Here is a 17,667-nt window from a genome sequence, read left to right on the forward strand (position 1 = left end):
AAAAATATAATCCAATATATACAAGTTGCCAATGACATAGAGACACATGGTGGTTTATTCACGCACAAATTCAACATATGATGTATGGATAAATCATCAAAATTTTAACATATAACCCAATACTTTACCCTTGTCATGTAAATCACCTTGACTATTCTCACCTCCCTCACCCTAAACAACTTCCGCTGTTTCACGCACCTGGAAGTGGATTTTCACCCCGAGTTCACCGTGTTGATCGCGCCCAATGGCAGCGGCAAGACCACGGTGCTGGATGCTGCCCGTGTGGCGCTGTGGTCTTATGTCAAAGGGTTTGATCTGGCGGGCAAGGGCGCCATGCTGGAGATTGCCGATGTGCGGTTGGCGCCTCGCCCTGATGGGGGAATGGAGCCGCAGTTGCCCGCATGCATCAGTGCGCAAGGAAGTTGGGGCGATGGCGTGGGTGAGCGGGTGTGGACGCAAAGCCGCGAGCGGGTGAAGCCCCGCTCGAATGCGCAGGAAAACCCCGCCGCCAAGCAGTTAAAAGCATTTGCCAGCCAATTGGAGCGGCAGGTGCGCGCGGGTGAGGCGGTGATTTTGCCGCTGGTCAGCTATCTGGGCACGTCGCGCTTGTGGTTTGAGGGGCGTTTTACTTCGGCGGCGAAAGAAGTGACGCTGGAAAACAGCGAGTATTCGCGCACGTCCGGTTATCGGGATTGCCTGACGTATGTGTCCAGTTTCAAGGCATTCTGCGCGTGGTATGGCTGGGTGTTTCGCAGTTATCGTGAAGAGCAGATTTTGGCGCTGGAGCGCAATCAAGCGCTGAGCGATGCCGGTCGGCGTTTTGCCGAGGTGATTGCCGTGGTGACAGCGGCGGTGGATGCGCTGGTGGCAACCGCCACAGGCTGGCATGGGCTCGAATATCGCGCCAGCCAAAATCAGCAGTTGGTGATGCACCATCCTCAGTTTGGCAGCATGCCGGTGGAAATGCTCAGCGACGGCATCCGCAACGCCATTGCCATGGTGGCGGATTTGGCGTTTCGCGCCTATAAGCTTAATCCGCATCTGGGCGCAGAAGCCGCCCGTCAGACGCCGGGCATTGCCTTGATTGATGAAGTGGACATGTTTTTGCACCCAGCGTGGCAGCAAACCATTGTGGCGTCTTTGCGGAGCGCTTTTCCCAGCATCCAGTTTATTGTCACCACGCACAGCCCGCAGGTGCTCAGCACTTTGCCGCGCGAAAATATTCGCGTGATTGAGCACAGCGAGGCTGGCAGCGTGGCGCGCATGCCGGATTTTAGCCCGCTGGCGCACGAATCAGGCGCGGCGCTGGCTAAGGTGATGGGGGTGCATCAAGAGCCGCCGCTGGCGATTCAGGATGACATCCGCCAATTTGAGCAATGCGTGCGCGCCAATCAGGAACATAGCGACTCAGCCCGCGCATTGCGCGCCAAGCTGGATGCGGCAGGCTATCAATTTCATGACAGCGATTTGGCCACTTGGCGATTTTTGGCTGGCCACCGGGCAGCAGGAGGCAAACCCGCATGATTGAACTGCAACACCGGGCCGTGCCCACCGCTGCGCTCAGCCAGTTTGTGGCGGCCCACCCAGGGCTGAGCCCAGCGGATTTTTCCAGCCATGCGTTTCAACCGGTCAAGCTGCAAGTCAAGGCCGACCTGAATGCCGATCAGGGCGGCTTGTGCGCCTATTGTGAAAAACCCTTGGCGCCAAGCGAAGGCCAAATAGACCACATCAAGCCCAAGGAGGGCCCGGAGGGCCATCCGCATTTGTGCTTTAGCTACAGCAATTACGCCCACAGCTGCATCAACCCAAAAACCTGTGGACAGCATAAAAAATCAGGCCTGTTGCCCATTGAGCCACAGCCAGGCTGCAATGCGGAGTGGGTGCTGTCCACCGATGGAACCATCATGCCGATAGCCGGGCTGAGCAGGCAGCGTCGCCATGCTGTGGTGCAAACACGCGATATGCTGGGCTTGAACAAAGACGCCAATCTGGTGGACGAGCGCAAACGGTGGTTGGCCAGTGTGCTGGCCGTCGGGCAAGCACAGCCGCAGGATATGCATTTGTTTTTGCAGGCAGCGCCCTATCGCCACATTCTGGCCACGGCGTTGCTGTAGACCGCGCGCGGGTTTCGGATTGGGGCGACGCCCAGAATGGCGGTCAGGCGGGCCGCCTCACCCGGTGCGCATGGTTCAAAAAACGCCGCCATGAAGAGGCCGTGCAATGGGGGATCAGGCGTTGTGCGGTCGGCTATCTGGTTTGACCGGCTGATTGTCTTTGTTGCACCCACGTTGGTACTGGGCCCAGCGCGGGCGCGGTTTCTACTTCAAAAATCAGCTCCAGCAAGCCGGTGATATCGGCATCGACTTGCTCTTGCGGCATGGCCAGTCGCGACTTCATATAAATGGGCGTATTTTGTTCAAAGTCGCCGACAGAAATCACGATGTACTTACTGTTCTGCTCGCCCTGCACCAGCATATCCCCTTGAATCAGCATGGTTTCCCAGCCCACTCCGGCTTTGCGCATATCGGCTTTTTCTGCGTAATGACGGTCACACACCAGCAACACGCGTTGCGCCTTGATCAATTCGTTGGTCATCCATTGCGGCACATCCATGCCCGGTTTCAAATGAAAATGATCCAGGCGTGCATCCACGCCGTTCTGACGCAATTGGCGAGCCAGCGCCACCACCCAGGTTTTGACTTTGGGGTCTTTGTGTGAATAAGACAAAAATACGCGCGGGTGTTCTGGCTCGGCGCTGACCGTGGCGGCGGCTGTCAAGTAGTGCGACTGAAGCATCTCGGCCAGTCGCAGATCGGGTACGTATACGGTATAGCGGCCAGGATCACCGGCAAATTGGGTTTGATAGAGCGCCAACACATCCACAGCCTGCAAGCCGCCAGCGCCAATGCCCAGCAAGGGCAGGTTGACTTGAGACAAATCATGGGCATGACGAAAATGGCTAATACGTTGGGTAATGTGGGTTATCACTTCTGCTGTTGAGCCGCCCTGTACCGCGTTCACCGAAGCGGCATAGCCCACGCAGTCTGCTTTTGCGTAGCTGTTCTGGATTGATGAAAAAAATACCTCGCCAAATGGAATGTGCTGCTTGGGGAATGGCAAGTCATGCTGATGTATTTCATAGCCTACCCAGCCTGTCACGCCGCCTTTGTTATTACAAGGCAAGATGAGCAAATCACATTTATCGTCAAATACACTACCGGGTTTGATAGTTAGCATAGTAATTTCCTGAAGGTCATAATGTGTGTGATTTTCGTGTCTCCTCTCACTCCACCATCTGCGCCACCACCGCCTGCGCCACGCGGCGGAAGTGTTCGACAATCGGCGAGCGGGCTGGGTCTGGCGTCAGCAGGCACAGATCAAGTTGCGGGGCGTCCAGGGTGGGGCGGCAAGCAACGCCGGGGCGGGGTTGGCGGCTGGCGGAGCGGGGGATGAACAAGAGGCCCAGGCCGGCGGCCACCAGGGCAAAGCCGGTGTGCAGGTCGCGCACATGCTGGACAATGCGCGGCTGAAAATCAGCGCGGCGGTACAGCTCCAGCATATGGCCGCCGTCGGCGGCGTCGATGGTGATGAACGGCGCGCCAGAGAGTTCGGCCAGGCTGAGCGCTTCGCGCCGGGTGAAGGGATGGCGGCTGGGCAGCGCCAGCCAGGTGGGTTCGTCCAGCAGCACATCGCAGCACAGCCCGGCTTGCGGGCTGGCCGGACGCACCAGGCCGGCGTCCAGCTGGCCGCTGCGCAGGCCGGCCAGTTGCGCGTCGGGCGGGGCTTCTTGCAGTTGCAGCTCCACCTCGGGAAAGTCGGCGTGAAAGCGGGCAACGATGGCCGGCAGCACCGAAAACACCGCCGAGCCGACATAGGCCACCCGCAACAGCCCGCGCTCGCCGCGCGCCGCCGCTTGGGCGGCGCCGATGGCGGCGTGCAGGTCGGCCAGCAGCTGACGGGCCGGGGCCAGCAGCGCCTGGCCAGCCGGGGTCAGCGCCACTTTGCGGCTGTGGCGCTCGAACACCGCCACGCCCAGCGCGTCTTCCAGTTGCTGAATGGCCTGCGACAGCGGCGGCTGTGACATGCACAGCCGCTCGGCGGCGCGGCCAAAGTGCAGGGTGTCGGCCACCGCCAGAAAATAGCGCAGGTGACGAAGTTCAATGCGGGACAGGGCGGTCATGGCGGCGCGGACGCGTGGCGGGAGCGCCATGATAGCAAGCGCCGCGCGGGCGCAGCAGCCCTGGCCGTTGGCTTGCCTATTCAGGAGGAAGCTCGCCAACTGCTCAGGTTGGTGATGCGCCGGCTGGCCCAACCTTCCTGATCTTGTGGTGTGGCCTTGCTGTCGTACCAAGACGAGTGCCGCGCGCACGCTAAGAGTCGCTAACAAAACCCAGCGCAGCGTTCCTGGCTAGGCGTGTGACCGCAGACAGTACAAGTAGTACGACAAGGTCACACAACAACGCCAGGAGGGTTTTGTTAGCGGCTCTAAATAGGCCCGGCTTGGTGGCCTATGGTGAAGGTGCAGTTGTTTCTGTGCGCCGCGCCGATTTCCTTTACAATTTTTTTCCTGACTTTTGCTGACACCTGAATACAACACCATGACCACTCCTCGCGCCTATCATTTGGTGAATGTATTTGCCGAAACCCGCTTTGGTGGCAACCCGCTGGCGGTGTTCGAAGATGGCTCCGGGCTGACGGATGCCGAGATGCAGGCGATTGCCGCGCAGATGAATCTGTCCGAAACGGTGTTTCTGTTTCCGCCACGTCTGCCGGGCTGTGATGCCCATGTGCGCATTTTTACCCCCGGCTATGAGCTGCCGTTTGCCGGCCATCCCACCTTGGGCAGTGCGGCCATGGTGCGCCGGCTGGGGCGTGGTGGCGATCATGTGCAGCTGGGGATGGCCGCCGGGGTGTTTCCGGTTCGTGCCGAAGGCGAGCGCTGGCAACTGGCCGCCAAGTCGCCAGTGGCGCAGCCCTGGGTGACCCACACCCACCATCTGGCGGGTGCGCTGGGCCTGTCGCCCAACGAAGTGCGTGCCGCCCGGCTGATTGACTGCGGCACCGAGCAATTGCTGGTAGAAGTCTGTTGCCGTGAGGCCGTATTGAACTGTCGCCCGGACGCCCGCCTGCTGGAAGCGTATTGTCGCAATCGTCAGGGCGTGGCCATGGCCTACGTCTGGCATATCGAGCAGGGCGTGGCCACCGTACGCTTGTTTTTTACCCACCATGGCCAAGTGGTGGAAGACCCTGGCACTGGCTCGGCCTGCGCCAATCTGGGCGGCTGGCTGCAACTGGCCGGCAAGCACCCGCTGACTTTGCGGGTGGAGCAGGGCCACGCGCTGAAGCGGCCGAACGTGCTGCATCTGGCGGTGGATGCCGCCGGGGAAATCACCGTGGCCGGCGAGGTGATCTGGCTGGGGCAGGGGGTGTTGCATGTGTGAGCGCGCATGGGCGGCGCCACGCGGCTGATAACACACCTGGTGCAGGCGCACGCCACAGAAGGGTGGCAAGGTGATGTCGCGCTGCTACCCAGCGCAACGCGCCTGGTCAGGTGCGCGACCGCGGACAGGACGAGAGTGCCACAACGCCAGGCGCTTAGAGTCGCTAACAAAACCCAGCGAAGCGGTCCTGGCTAGGCGTGTGACCGCAGACAGTACAAGTAGTACGACAAGGTCACACAACAACGCCAGGGGGTTTTGTTAGCGGCTCTTAAGCGGACAAGGTGCCCAGCACCTGCACCATTTCGGCCACGCCAGTTTCGATCTGCGCCGGGTTGAGTGCGGCAAAGCCCAGCAGCAGGCCGGGCGGCGGCTGGCGGGCTATTCGGTAAAACGACAAGGGCCGCGCTTCGATGCCAGCCGCTGCCAGTTGGCGGGAAACCGCCCGGTCGTCCCAGTGGGCCGGCAGCCAGGCGGCGGCATCCAGCCCGGTGTTGATGGGCGGCAGATCCAGCACGCCGGCCAGCTCGCGCCGGCATGCCTGTTGCAGGCAGTCGGCGCGCTCGGCGTACAACAGGCGCATGCGGCGCCAGTGCCTGCGCGGCCGCCACGTCCAGGCCATGCGCATCCACCGGCGCGGCCATCACTTGCGCGCCAGTGGCGGCAAACACATCACGTGCGCCGGGGTGGCCAGGGTCTTCCATCCATACTGCGTCGCCAGGGTCCAGCAACAGCCGCGCGCAGATATCCAACCCTTGTTGGGCGCTGGCGACAATCAGGATCTGTTCCGGCTGGCAGACGATTTTTTGTGCGTAGCGCAGATGCTCGGCAATCGCCTGACGCAAGGCCAGCTCGCCCATCGGGTCGGCGTAGCCCAGGCTGCTCGGGCGCAGGGCTTGTTCGCGGCGGGCGACAATGCCATTCCATACCGCCAGCGGAAAGGCGTTCAGGTCGGGGTGGTTGGCGCGAAAGGCGCGCAAGGGCGCGCCGGCTTCGCGCGGAAATGGCGAGTCGGCCAGGCGCTGGCCCGCGTGCGACAAGCGCAGCGCCGTGCTGGCTGGCACGCGCGGGGTGGGCTGCGGCGCCGGCAGGCGGGTGGCCACTGTGGTGCCACGCCCTACCGCGCCATGCAGATAGCCTTCGGCGCTCAGTTGCTCGTACACCGCCAGCACCGTGCTGCGCGACACGCCTTGCTGGCGCGCCAGTTCGCGGCTGGGTGGCAGTCGTGCGCCAGCGGGCAGGCGGCCGCTGAGCAAGGCCGCGCGCAGCTCTTGATACAACCAGTGTTGCAGGGTCTGGCCAGCCGGGCGCGGGCCCAGGGCAAGTTCGAGTTCGGCGGCGCGGCGCATTGGTGGGGCTCACAGGCAAATTGGCCTGATGATTTTGCCGCTAAATGGCTATGTTTGTCAGGCCAATTTGCCGCTAAGCTGGCCGGTGTGTTGATCCCATCCCCCGATCAGGAGAATGACCATGCAAGCCCGTTTTGATGTTGGCGCGGTGGCGCCGGAAGGTTTTCAGGCGATGTACGGCGTGCACCAGTATGTGGACCACAGCGGCCTGCCGCTGCGGCTGCTGGAGCTGTTGCGCCTGCGCGTGTCGCAGCTGAATGGCTGCGCCTTTTGCCTGGCTATGCACACGCCGCTGGCGCGCCGCCACGGCGTGACTGAGGCTGAACTCACCCTGTTGCCGGCCTGGCGCGAAGCCCTGACACTGTCTGCTGCCGAGCGCGCCACGCTGGCCTGGGCCGAGGCGTTGACCCAGCTCACCCCGCTGGGCGTGGACGACGCGCTGTATGCCGAGATGCAGGTGCATTTCGACAGCAAGCAGATTGCCGACCTCAGCTTTGCCGTGGCGGAAATCAACGCCTGGAACCGGCTGATGGTGGCCTCGCGTACGCCGCCGCAGTAAGCGCCGCTCACCAAACCCTCCTGGCGTTGTGACCGATATGGTCTGCGGTCACATGCCTGGCCATCATCGCTGCACGGGGTTTTGTGCGCGGCGCTTGGCCAGGGGATAAGGTGACATGATGTGAAGGCCCGCAGCCCATTCCCTCACCGCGAAACCTGACATGTAATTGTCCCGGAAAACCTTGCACATCAATGCTATAATCGCCCGCTTTTTTCTGCGGAGCCTGCGATGCGTGCGAATGCCTGTGGCGTTGACTTTGGCACTTCCAATTCCACCGTGGGCTGGTTGCGCCCGGACGCCGACGTCTTGCTGGCGCTGGAGGACGGCAAGGCCACGCTGCCCTCGGTGGTGTTTTTCAACGCCGAAGAAGACCACACCGTGTTTGGCCGCCAGGCGCTGGCCGAGTATCTGGATGGCTACGAAGGCCGGCTGATGCGCTCGCTGAAAAGCATTCTGGGCACCGGCCTGGTCAATGGCCAGACCGAAGTCAATGGCCAGGCGCTGCGCTTTATCGACCTGCTCTCTTTATTTATCCGCACCCTGAAAGCCCGCGCCGAAACCAGCGCCGGGCGCGAGTTCAGCCAGGTGGTGTTTGGCCGACCGGTGTTTTTTGTCGATGACGACGCCCAGGCCGACCAACTGGCACAGGACACCCTGGCTGACATCGCCCGTCGCGCCGGGTTTAGCGAGATTGAATTCCAGTTTGAGCCGATTGCCGCCGCGTTTGACTACGAAAGCCAGATCGAGCGCGAGGCGCTGGTGCTGATTGTCGATATCGGCGGCGGCACCTCGGACTTTTCGCTGCTGCGCCTCTCGCCCGAGCGACGCGGCCAGCTGGATCGCGCCAGTGATATTCTGGCCAGCGGCGGCGTGCACATCGGCGGCACGGACTTTGACCGCCAGCTCAGCCTGCAATCGGTGATGCCGCTGCTGGGCTATCGCTCGCTGCTGCAAAACGGCGTGGAAGTGCCGTCCAGCTATTATTTCAACCTGGCTACCTGGCACACCATCAACTTTGCCTACACCCGACAAGTGCAGGCCGAATTGCAGGCGGTGCGCCGCGAGGCCGGCGAGCGCCACAAGCTGGACCGGCTGCTGGCCTTGATTGACCAGCGCGCCGGCCACTGGCTGGCCATTCAAGTGGAAGCCGCCAAGATCGCCCTGTCCAGCAGCGAGCAGCACACCATGGACCTGGCTCAGCTGGAAGCCAGGCTGAGCTGCCTGGTGGCGCGTGAGGAATTCGACCAGGCCATCGACAGCTTGCTGGCACGCATCGAAACCACCCTGAGCCGCCTGCTGGCCGATGCGCAACTGCGTGCTGCCCAGGTAGACACGGTGTTTTTTACCGGCGGCGCCAGCGGCGTGCCCTTGCTGCGCCAGCGCGTGGCGGCGATGTTCCCCGCCGCGCGTGTGGTGGAAGGCGACCGCGACGGCAGCATTGGCCGTGGCCTGGCGCGCGACGCCGCCTGCCGCTTTGCTTAGCACCGCGCCGTCAACACTGTAAAGATCGTCACACCCTGCGTGGCCAGGAAGCTAGCGTGTGGATTTTGCCGTGTTTGGCGGTGTATCACACTGGCCGATTGAGCCTCAGACCGCCCGCGCCAAAAGCGGGCTGCCGCCTTGTGATACACTGAACGCCGTTTTTAACCCTCCCGCCTGCACGAGCCCACCATGTCTGGAAATACCTTCGGCCTGTTGTTCACCGTCACCTCCTTTGGCGAAAGCCACGGCCCGGCTATTGGCTGCGTGGTGGATGGCTGCCCGCCGGGCATGGCGCTGGACGCCGCGTGGATTCAGGCCGAACTGGACCGCCGCAAGCCTGGCACCAGCCGTCACGTCACCCAGCGCCGCGAGCCGGACGAGGTGGAGATTCTGTCGGGTGTGTTTGAGGGCAAAACCACCGGCACGCCGATTGCGCTGTTGATCCGCAACACCGACCAGCGCAGCAAGGACTATGGCAATATCGCCGACACCTTCCGCCCCGGCCATGCCGATTACACCTACTGGCACAAATACGGCATCCGCGACCCGCGCGGCGGCGGGCGCTCGTCAGCGCGGGAAACCGCCGTGCGCGTGGCGGCCGGGGCGATTGCCAAAAAATGGCTGGCCGAGCAATTCGGCATTGTCATCCGTGGCCACATGACCCAGATCGGCGAAAAAATCATTCCGTTTGCCAGCTGGGACGAAGTGAACAGCAACCCGTTTTTTGCCGCCGACGCCAGCGTGGTGCCCGAGCTGGAAGCCTATATGGACAGCATTCGCAAAAGCCTGGATTCAATTGGCGCGCGGCTGCGTGTGGTGGCCGAGAATGTGCCGGTGGGTTGGGGCGAGCCGGTGTTTGACCGCCTGGACGCCGACATTGCCCACGCCATGATGAGCATCAACGCAGTCAAGGGTGTGGAAATCGGCGCCGGTTTTGGCTGTGTCACGCAAAAAGGCAGCGAGCACGGCGACGAGCTCACCCCGCAAGGTTTTGCCAGCAACCACGCCGGGGGCATTTTGGGCGGGATTTCCACCGGCCAGGACATCGAAGTCTCGATCGCCATCAAGCCCACTTCGTCCATCGCCCAGCCGCGCCGCTCGATCAACAAGGCCGGCGAAGCCATCGAAATGGAAACCCACGGCCGCCATGACCCCTGCGTGGGCATCCGCGCCACGCCGATTGCCGAAGCCATGCTGGCGCTGACGCTGATCGACCACGCGCTGCGCCACCGCGCCCAGTGCGGCGATGTGCGGGTGGATACGCCCAATATTGCCCGACGCGGCTGAGTGCGGCGGTTTGCCCGCAGTCAATAAAAAACCCGGCCTTGGCCGGGTTTTTTTTACGTACACCGTCAATGCAGTCCAGCCCGCATCAAGCCACCACCACGCAGGCAAAATCCGACCATTGCACATTCACCAGGCCCGTCAGGGTGATGCCGGTATCGGTATCGCCAAATACATCGCTTGCCGGGTGGGTGTCCAGCACCACATAGGTGTTGCCATCAAGCTGAAAAGACACCAGCGCTGCCCGACTGCCGCTGGCCTGGTTGCCCGCCCGGTCCAGCAGGTCGGCCAAGGTTTCGCCTGGGACTGTCACCAGCTTGATCAGTGCGTTGGGGGCGGCGACGCCCAGGCTCTGGGCGATGTCAAAACGGATTCTGTCCTGGCCGCTGACAAAATCGGTGATGGTGACATTGGACATATTCAGATTGGGATTGCTGACCAGGTAGCGCCCCATGTAAAACACATCATTGCCGCTCCCCCCGCTCAGGCTGGTGATGCCCAGCCCGCCATCCACCGTGGTGGCCACATACAGATAGTCGTTGCCGTCGCCTCCCTGTAGTGTGTCATTGCCGCCATAGCCATTGATGATGTCGTTACCGCCCCGACCATCAATCAGGTTATTGCCAGCGCCACCCAGAAGCATATTGTTCAGCCCATTACCCAGTCCGTCGATGTTGTCATTGCTGATCATCACCAGGCTTTCGACTTCGCCGGAAATCAGCGGGACGGAATAAGGATTCACCATTTCTCCGGGTTGCAAGGACATAGTGACGGTGGTGCGGATGGTGTCAATGCCTTCGCCGGCAAATTCTTCTATCTGGCTCAGAGCATTGGTGATGATATAAGTGTCGTTGCCCGTGCCGCCTCGGGCATAGGTGGGATGAGCGCCATAACTCAGATAAATCGTATCGTTACCGGCATCACCGTACACATAGGATGTGACATTCCCTCCCACATATAATGATGTCGTTGCCATTGCCACCATGCACGGTATCGTCACCGCCCACCGTGGAGTTGGTGGCAAAGGTGTAAATGGTGTCATTGCCATCGCCGCCATTGAGTGCATCCGCTCCGTTTGAGCCACGCATGAAATTGGCCATGGCATTCCCGGTCAAGCTCAGACCAGATTGGGCTGCATACAGCCGCTCGATATTGTCGCCCAGCACCAGGGATATCTTGCTGGTAATGCTGTCCACCCCCTCGTTGGCCAGCTCAACCACCACATCGCCAGCATCATCCACCACATAACTGTCATCACCGGCGCCGCCAGCCATCCAGTCGGCGCCCAGGCCGCCATCCAGCGAGTCATTGCCGTCACCGCCCAGCAAGGTGTCAGCACCTGCTGCGCCGAGCAGGGTATCGTTACCCAGATTGCCGGTGAGCTGGTTGTTCAGGGCGTTGCCCGCAATGATGAAGCCAGTGGAGCTGGCCAGCGAGTAATCGGTTTCGTTTGCTGCCAGGGTGATTGTATTGCCTGTGGTGCTTGCCATGGTAGAGCCCTCCGCAATCAATAGGTCATGAGCGATACAAAAAAATGCTTAAACTTGCATTTTTATTCTATGAATCTGTTTGATTTTATTTCAATCAGTGTAAATACTGCTTTTGGCGGCAATATTTATCCAAGATCAAGTGAAATGTTGTCTGTGTAGGGTCTACTTGGTGTCGCCTTGCTTCCATGCGTGCGTCTGGACGTGCATGCTGATTGGTGATTGAAACACTTTTGGCATGAGTCTCACCTGAGGGAGTGTTCCTGCGCAGGCGGGAATCACACCTCAGGTGACGCACGGCGAGTGCTGCGTCGTGGCGCATGAGCCCTTGTTTTTCAACGTGGCTGGCTACTAGGCGCTGCCCATCAACACCCTGAGGTGTCCTGTTTGCTGTCCATGCAATCCATGCGATGCCGTGTTTTTGGCGGCTGTAAAAAAACCCAGCCCCCCTGATAGGCTGGGGCTGGGTTTTCGGTGCACCCGGTCGGGTCGATTATTCATGAGGGACTTTCGCACGGCTGCCCGTGCCCCATAGCGCCTGCCACCAGGCCATATACAGTTGCCACGGGCCACGCCAGCCAAATTCCCAGGCGTGCGCTGGCTGCGCCAGCGCCAAGCCCTGCTGGCCGGTGATTTCACCCAGCGCGGCGGCGGCGTGTTCGTGCGCCGGAGCCACTGCCGCATCGCGGGCGCTGTAGACGCGCGCCAGCACGTCTTCCAGCGGGTGGGTGGCATTCACTTGTTCGTATAGTTTCAGGTATTCCTGGCGGGCGGCGGCGCGGCCGGCGGCGGCGTTCAGCGGCCACAGCAGCACGCGGCCCACCACGCCATGCGCCAGGCCCAGTTCCCACGGCATCCAGCGCGATTCGGTCGAGCGCGCCGAAAACACAAACAGCAATAAACGGCTGCGACTGAGGATGTTTTTCAGCCGCTCGGCCAGCTCGCGGCCATGCAGGCGCGACAAGGCTTCGTCGTCCACGTCCAGATACACGCTCAAGCCAGCGGTGCGCAGCTGTTCGGCCAGTTGCTCGGCTTGCTCGCGGTCGGCGCGGGTGTGCGAGAGAAACACATCATGCCATTCCGGGGAATAGGCCTGTTTCATTTGCTGTCTCCTTTTTGTGAGCGACTCTTACGGTGTTTTATTGGGGTGGGGTCGTGCAAATCGGGTTCACGCCTGGCGCGCAGCCATCGCCCCAGGCCGCCAGCGCTTGGGCCACCCGCTGAATCGGCGTGGCCCAGTCGCCGCGCGTGGGTTGGCGAAACAGGCGCAGGCAGCCGGGATACCACGGGCTGTCTTCGCGCTCGGCCAGCCAGCGCCAGTCGGTTTGGTAGGCGGGCAGCAGCACCCAGCACGGCACGGCCAGCGCGCCGGCCAGGTGGGCGACGGCGGTGTCCACGCTGATCACCAGGTCCAGCTGGCGCAGCACGGCGGCGGTGTCGGCCAGGTCGGCAAAGTCTTCGCCCAGCGGCCACAGCGGCAGGGGCGCATCGGCCGCGCGCGCCTCGGCTTGGCCGGCGCCTTTTTGCAGGCTGATCCACTGCACGCCGGGCAGGGCCGCCAGCGGCGCCAGCGCAGCCAGGCTGGGCAGCGAGCGCTCGGCGTCGTTTTCAAACTTCGGGTTGCCCTTCCACACCAGGCCCACCCGCCAGCCGGCCTCGCGCGGCGGCAGGCGCAGCGCCCAGGCGGCCATGCGCGCCGGCTCGGCGTGCAGATAGGGCAGCGCCGCCGGAATGCTGTCCAGCCGGGTGTGGCAGTGGTGGGGCAGGCTGAGCGGCGGCGACCAGACATCCCAGTCTTCGTCGATTTCACTGCCCAGCGCATACACCGCGTCCACGCCTTCCAGCCGGGCAAACAGAGCCGCCAGCGGCGGATGACACAGCACGCCCACCCGCCGCGCGCCCAAGGCTTTCAGCTGGGCGGCGTAGCGGCAAAACTGAATCATGTCGCCCAGTCCGGCCTCCAGGCCAATCAATAGCGCCCGCCCGGCCAGCGCTTCGCCTTGCCAGCGCGGCCACGGCAGTTGGCGCGCCAGCGCGGCGTACCAATCGCGCGCCTCCAGCGCCGCCCAGCCACGGGCGTAATCGCCCCGGCGCAAATACACATAGGCCTGATTAAACTGCGCGCTGGCGTGGCTGGGCTCCAGCGCCAACGCCTGCTGATAGCAGGCCAGTGCGGCGTCGTCCTCGCCCAGGCTGGCGCGCAGCACGCCCAGATTGGACCACAGCGCCGCATTGGCCACGCCGGCGGCCAGCGCCGCCTGATACACCGCCAGGGCGTCGTCCAGCCGGCGCTGGCGGGTAAGCAGGCCGCCCAGATTCACATACGGCTCGGCCAGCGCCGGCGCATGGCGCACCGCCGCGCGCGCGCTGGCTTCGGCGCCGGTCCAATCGCCCAGCGCCTCCAGCGCCAACGCCAGATTGGCGTGCAGCGCGGCGGCGTCGGGCGCCTGGCGCAGGCCCTGGCGAAACGCACGCGCGGCGGCGTCGGGCTGGCGCGCTTGCAAGGCGGCCAGGCCGGTGTGCAGACAGGCTTGGGCGTCGGCGCGCGGCATGGCGTTCAGGCCGGTTCGAATTCGCAGCTGAGCGCGGGCGCGCCTTGTTCGGCAATCGCCAGCAGGCGGTCGATATTGGGATGTGCGCCGGGGCGGGCGCGGGCGTCGGCGGTGTGCTCAGCGTACAGCGCCAGGCCATGGCGGGCGGCGTCGGCGTGGATGCCGCCAAATTGCTGGTGCAGGGCGTGATACACCGCCAGCGAACCGGCCTGGCCGGGCTTGTTCTCCAGCCTGGCCACACTGGCGCCGCTGGCGTCGCGCAGGGTCAGCGCGGCCAGGTGGGCCACCGAGGGCAGGGTGGCGAGCACGTCACGGAATTGAGCAGGCAGGGCGGTCATCGGGGTAGTCCTTGTCAAATAAAAGAAACAAGGCCGTATTGTAACCGCCGCGCGGCCGCTGGCGAGCAGGCCGCGCAATCAGAGCCGCCCACCAAACCCTCCTGGCCTTGTTGCCCGGCCTTGCCGTACCCGTCCCGCCTGCGGTCACACGCCTGGCCAGGGCTGCTGCGCTGAGTTTTGTGAGCGGCGCGAGGTGAAGGGCGTTCAGCCCTTTTTCGGCACCAGATACTGCTGGGAGATCTGGCGGAACTGCGGGTGGCCGGAGCTGCGCAGCATTTCAAACAACACCATCTCGCGGCTGACCAGCCACACCCCGGCCTGCTGATAGCGCAGCAAGGCGGTGTCGAGGTCCGATTGCGCGCGGCTGCTGATGCAGTCCGTCACCACAAACACCTCTTTGCCGGCGGCTTTCAGCTCCAGCGCGGTTTGCAGCACGCACACATGCGCCTCCATGCCAATCAGAATCACCTGACGGCGCGCCAGCAGGCTGTCCGGCAGGCAGTGCTCGGCCACGCAGGAAAAATGCTTTTTCTCGACGGTGGGCGCATCCGGGCACAGCTGGCGCAGCGCCTCGACGGTGTGGCCCAGGCCGCTGGGGTATTGCTCGGACAGCACCACCGGCAAGCCCAAGTCATTGGCTGCGCGCATCAGCCAGCCGGCGCGCTCGACCAAGCCTTGCGGGTCCAGCACGGCGGGCAGCAGTTTGTCCTGAATATCGACCACCAGCAGGGTGGCGTCGTCGCGTTGCATCAGCATGGGTGAGATTCTCCTGATTCAGACTCGAAAGATGGCGGTTCTGCGACCGCCTGGGGAAATACGGATATATACAGCTGAGGCGGCCGCTGACAAAACGCACCGCTCTGGTAGCCTGGCCTTGCCGGGGGTGGTGCATTGTCTGCTGCCACATGCCTGGCCAGGGCCGTTGCGCCGAGTGTGCTGCGCGGCACTGGCCCCATACTCAGGCCGGGCGGGCGTAGGGCTCGGCAGCGGCAATGATTTCACCCTCAGCCAGCGCCGCCTCGCGCCATTCGACCATGGCCGGTAGTGCCAGCACGGCGGCAGCATACTCGGCAGCGGCGCCATCCAGCGCCACGCCATAGGTGGCCAGGCGGGTCACCACCGGGGCAAACATGGCGTCAGCATAGCAGAACGGGCCAAACAGAAAATCCCCATGCGCCGCATGCTGGGCGCGCAGGCTGGCCCAGATCTCGGTGATGCGGGCAATATCGGCCAGCACCTCGGGGGTGTGGCCGCAGCCGGGCAGGCTGGCGCGCAGATTCATCGGCATCTGGCTGCGCAGTGCGGTAAAGCCCGAATGCATCTCGGCGCTCACCGCCCGCGCCAGCGCGCGCTGACGGGCATTGCCCGGCCACAGGCCAAACTCGGGGTAACGCTCGGCCAGGTATTCGCCAATCGCCAGCGAATCCCACACCACCAGCTCACCATCACGCAGCACTGGCACCTTGCCGCTGGGCGACACCGCCCGCAGCTTGCTGGCGCTGTCTGCCTGATACAGCGCCACCCGCGATTCGCGGAACGGAATATCAAAATGGCGCATGGCCAGCCAAGGCCGCAGCGACCACGACGAGTAATTCTTGTTGCCGATGTACAGCGTGAACATGACACAAGCTCCTGACAAATCCCGGCTGCGGGCGATTCCCGCCATTGCCACAAGCATGCAGACTACACGCAGGGGGTGGGGTGGAACAAGTTGGAGCATGGGCTTTAACTAAACGGCGCACCAAATTCGCTTGGTGTTGTCATGCGGCCTGGCCGTGTCTGTGGCCATGTATCTCACCGAGGCCGCTTTGTGAGCGATTCTGGAAACAACGGCAATTATCTTATATGTAAGATAATTGCTTGGGGGAAATATGGCCTGGTCACACAGTGCTGACATGACATTTGGCTTGTGCTGACATAGCATGTCCTCATGTCACATCGCATAAGGGCTACTTGACATGAATGCTTCCACTCTCGAGCACTGTTCTGGTGTGCTGACGTTTGACGATTTGCCTGGTGCGTGCCGCACCTTGTGGGCCAAAAGCGGCGAGCCGCAAGGGCACAGCTTGCTGTGCCATATGCTGGATGTCTCTGCGGTTGCCTTGGCCTTGTTGGAGCACTGCCAGGTAGACGACGCCCAACTGGCGCGCTGGTTTGGCTTGCCGGCTGAGCATGTGCGTCTTTGGCTGGCGCTGTTGGTGGGCCTGCATGATTTTGGCAAGGCCACGCCCGGTTTTCAGGTCAAATGGCCCGCTGGCCAGGCGGCTGATGAGGCGCTGGGTTTGTCGTTTGCTGTACCCGATGCCTTGCGCGCCAGCCGGCATGATCTGGCCACGGCGGCCTTGCTGCCCAAGGCGCTACAGGCGCGTGGGGCGCCTTGTCCATGGGCGCTTGCCGTGGTGCAGGCCATCAGCGCGCACCATGGTTTCAATTTTGTGCCAGGTGACAGCAAGGCTGGCAAACCCTTGCGCGAGCCAGCCGCGTGGGGGCAGGCGCGTGATGCCTTGCTGGATGCGTACTGGCACACGCTGGCGCCGCAAGGGATACCGGAAGAAATCGACATCTGCCTGGACGCCGTGGCCTGGCTGGCCGGTTTGACCAGTGTCTGCGACTGGATTGGCTCCAATAGCGAATGGTTTGCCCCCGGCGAGCGCCAGCCTACCCTGCTGGGCCATTGGACGCATGCCCGCCAGCTGGCCGTAGCGGCATTAGCCGAGCCAGAACGCCTGGGCTGGCCGATCACCCAACCGTTGCTGAATGGGCTGCCGCAGGATTGCCACGCGCTGATTGCCCGGATTTTGCAGACCGATGCACCGGTGCGCGCCCGCCCACTGCAACAGGTGGCGGATGCCTTGCTGGCACAAGGCCAGGGCCCGGCCTTGCTGGTGGTGGAAGCGCCCATGGGCGAAGGCAAAACCGAGCTGGCGTTTCTGGCCAGCCTGCGCTTGCAGGCGCGTCAGGGGCATCGCGGCCTGTATGTGGCTCTGCCCACCCAAGCTACTGGCAATGCCATGTTTGAGCGCACCCTGACCTTTTTGCGCGCCTTTGCTGATGGCCGTGCGCTGGATATTCAACTGGCGCATGGCGGGGCTTTGCTGAACGACAGCGTGGCGCGCCTGCGCAATGTCTGGGGCGAAGACGGCAAGCGCGAGGCGGTGCGTTCGGCAGCCTGATTTGC

The 17,667-nt window shown here is 62.9% G+C and carries 17 protein-coding genes and 1 pseudogene; 7 read left to right on the top strand and 11 right to left on the bottom strand.

The genetic code is table 11. The annotated features are described in order from the left end of the window. Positions 1-147 precede the first annotated feature (147 nt). Together DFR34_RS00435 and DFR34_RS00440 are read left to right on the top strand one after the other, a co-directional pair. Positions 148-1,524, top strand: coding sequence for an AAA family ATPase (locus DFR34_RS00435; RefSeq protein WP_211309243.1), 1,377 nt, complete (start codon positions 148-150; stop codon positions 1,522-1,524). After that, a complete protein-coding gene (locus DFR34_RS00440) occupies positions 1,521-2,114 on the top strand; it encodes a retron system putative HNH endonuclease (protein ID WP_110389188.1) in 594 nt (197 codons plus the stop codon). Before DFR34_RS00435 ends, DFR34_RS00440 begins: the two co-directional genes overlap by 4 nt. Positions 2,115-2,247: 133 nt before the next feature. On the opposite strand, the gene DFR34_RS00445 is transcribed toward DFR34_RS00440, so the two are convergent. Both DFR34_RS00445 and DFR34_RS00450 read right to left on the bottom strand, forming a co-directional pair. Next, positions 2,248-3,237 (bottom strand): toll/interleukin-1 receptor domain-containing protein, encoded by a 990-nt coding sequence (locus DFR34_RS00445; protein WP_110389189.1) that lies wholly within the window; start codon positions 3,235-3,237, stop codon positions 2,248-2,250. A gap of 46 nt (positions 3,238-3,283) precedes the next feature. Then, complete coding sequence (locus DFR34_RS00450) at positions 3,284-4,180, bottom strand: LysR substrate-binding domain-containing protein (RefSeq protein WP_158281702.1); 897 nt, start codon at positions 4,178-4,180, stop codon at positions 3,284-3,286. 418 nt (positions 4,181-4,598) lie between these two features. Here DFR34_RS00450 and DFR34_RS00455 point away from each other — a divergent pair, with 418 nt between their 5' ends. After that, positions 4,599-5,441 (top strand): PhzF family phenazine biosynthesis protein, encoded by an 843-nt coding sequence (locus DFR34_RS00455; RefSeq protein ID WP_110389191.1) that lies wholly within the window; start codon positions 4,599-4,601, stop codon positions 5,439-5,441. A gap of 268 nt (positions 5,442-5,709) precedes the next feature. Here the strand turns inward: DFR34_RS00455 and DFR34_RS17455 are convergent, their stop codons facing one another. Next, positions 5,710-6,021 (bottom strand): aminotransferase-like domain-containing protein, encoded by a 312-nt coding sequence (locus DFR34_RS17455; protein ID WP_245906769.1) that lies wholly within the window; start codon positions 6,019-6,021, stop codon positions 5,710-5,712. 70 nt (positions 6,022-6,091) lie between these two features. Next, positions 6,092-6,787, bottom strand: a pseudogene (locus DFR34_RS17830) (aminotransferase-like domain-containing protein); the annotation flags it as partial. Between the two features lie 121 nt (positions 6,788-6,908). Here DFR34_RS17830 and DFR34_RS00465 point away from each other — a divergent pair. From DFR34_RS00465 to aroC, 3 genes are all read left to right on the top strand, one after another. Then, entirely contained in the window at positions 6,909-7,346 is a 438-nt protein-coding gene (locus DFR34_RS00465) for a carboxymuconolactone decarboxylase family protein (protein ID WP_110389454.1), read from the top strand. A gap of 228 nt (positions 7,347-7,574) precedes the next feature. Next, the gene (locus DFR34_RS00470) at positions 7,575-8,828 is read left to right on the top strand and encodes an Hsp70 family protein (protein ID WP_110389192.1); all 1,254 of its coding nucleotides are present in this window, start codon (positions 7,575-7,577) and stop codon (positions 8,826-8,828) included. Positions 8,829-9,017: 189 nt separating this feature from the next. Next, a complete protein-coding gene (aroC, locus tag DFR34_RS00475) occupies positions 9,018-10,115 on the top strand; it encodes a chorismate synthase (RefSeq protein ID WP_110389193.1) in 1,098 nt (365 codons plus the stop codon). A gap of 85 nt (positions 10,116-10,200) precedes the next feature. On the opposite strand, the gene DFR34_RS00480 is transcribed toward aroC, so the two are convergent. The 7 genes from DFR34_RS00480 to DFR34_RS00510 form a co-directional block, all read right to left on the bottom strand. After that, positions 10,201-11,067 carry a calcium-binding protein gene (locus DFR34_RS00480; protein WP_158281703.1) on the bottom strand — a complete coding sequence of 289 codons (867 nt, stop codon included), beginning with the start codon at positions 11,065-11,067 and terminating at the stop codon, positions 10,201-10,203. Further along, positions 11,033-11,602 (bottom strand): calcium-binding protein, encoded by a 570-nt coding sequence (locus DFR34_RS00485; RefSeq protein ID WP_110389195.1) that lies wholly within the window; start codon positions 11,600-11,602, stop codon positions 11,033-11,035. The genes DFR34_RS00480 and DFR34_RS00485 overlap by 35 nt, the downstream gene beginning before the upstream one ends. A 490-nt stretch (positions 11,603-12,092) precedes the next feature. After that, the gene (locus DFR34_RS00490; RefSeq protein ID WP_110389196.1) at positions 12,093-12,701 is read right to left on the bottom strand and encodes a toll/interleukin-1 receptor domain-containing protein; all 609 of its coding nucleotides are present in this window, start codon (positions 12,699-12,701) and stop codon (positions 12,093-12,095) included. Between the two features lie 37 nt (positions 12,702-12,738). Beyond that, on the bottom strand, positions 12,739-14,151 hold the full coding sequence (locus tag DFR34_RS00495) for a tetratricopeptide repeat-containing glycosyltransferase family protein (RefSeq protein ID WP_110389197.1): 1,413 nt from the start codon (positions 14,149-14,151) through the stop codon (positions 12,739-12,741). Between the two features lie 5 nt (positions 14,152-14,156). After that, entirely contained in the window at positions 14,157-14,489 is a 333-nt protein-coding gene (locus DFR34_RS00500; protein ID WP_110389198.1) for a DUF2322 family protein, read from the bottom strand. Between the two features lie 204 nt (positions 14,490-14,693). Then, positions 14,694-15,245 (bottom strand): hydrolase, encoded by a 552-nt coding sequence (locus DFR34_RS00505; protein WP_110389199.1) that lies wholly within the window; start codon positions 15,243-15,245, stop codon positions 14,694-14,696. Positions 15,246-15,447: 202 nt separating this feature from the next. After that, positions 15,448-16,110 (bottom strand): glutathione S-transferase family protein, encoded by a 663-nt coding sequence (locus tag DFR34_RS00510; protein WP_110389200.1) that lies wholly within the window; start codon positions 16,108-16,110, stop codon positions 15,448-15,450. A gap of 337 nt (positions 16,111-16,447) precedes the next feature. Between DFR34_RS00510 and DFR34_RS17285 the strand changes: the two genes are divergently transcribed. Then, positions 16,448-17,662, top strand: coding sequence for a CRISPR-associated endonuclease Cas3'' (locus DFR34_RS17285; protein ID WP_211309245.1), 1,215 nt, complete (start codon positions 16,448-16,450; stop codon positions 17,660-17,662). The last annotated feature ends 5 nt before the right edge of the window (positions 17,663-17,667 follow it).

The organism is Rivihabitans pingtungensis, assembly GCF_003201855.1.
Classification (GTDB): domain Bacteria; phylum Pseudomonadota; class Gammaproteobacteria; order Burkholderiales; family Aquaspirillaceae; genus Rivihabitans; species Rivihabitans pingtungensis.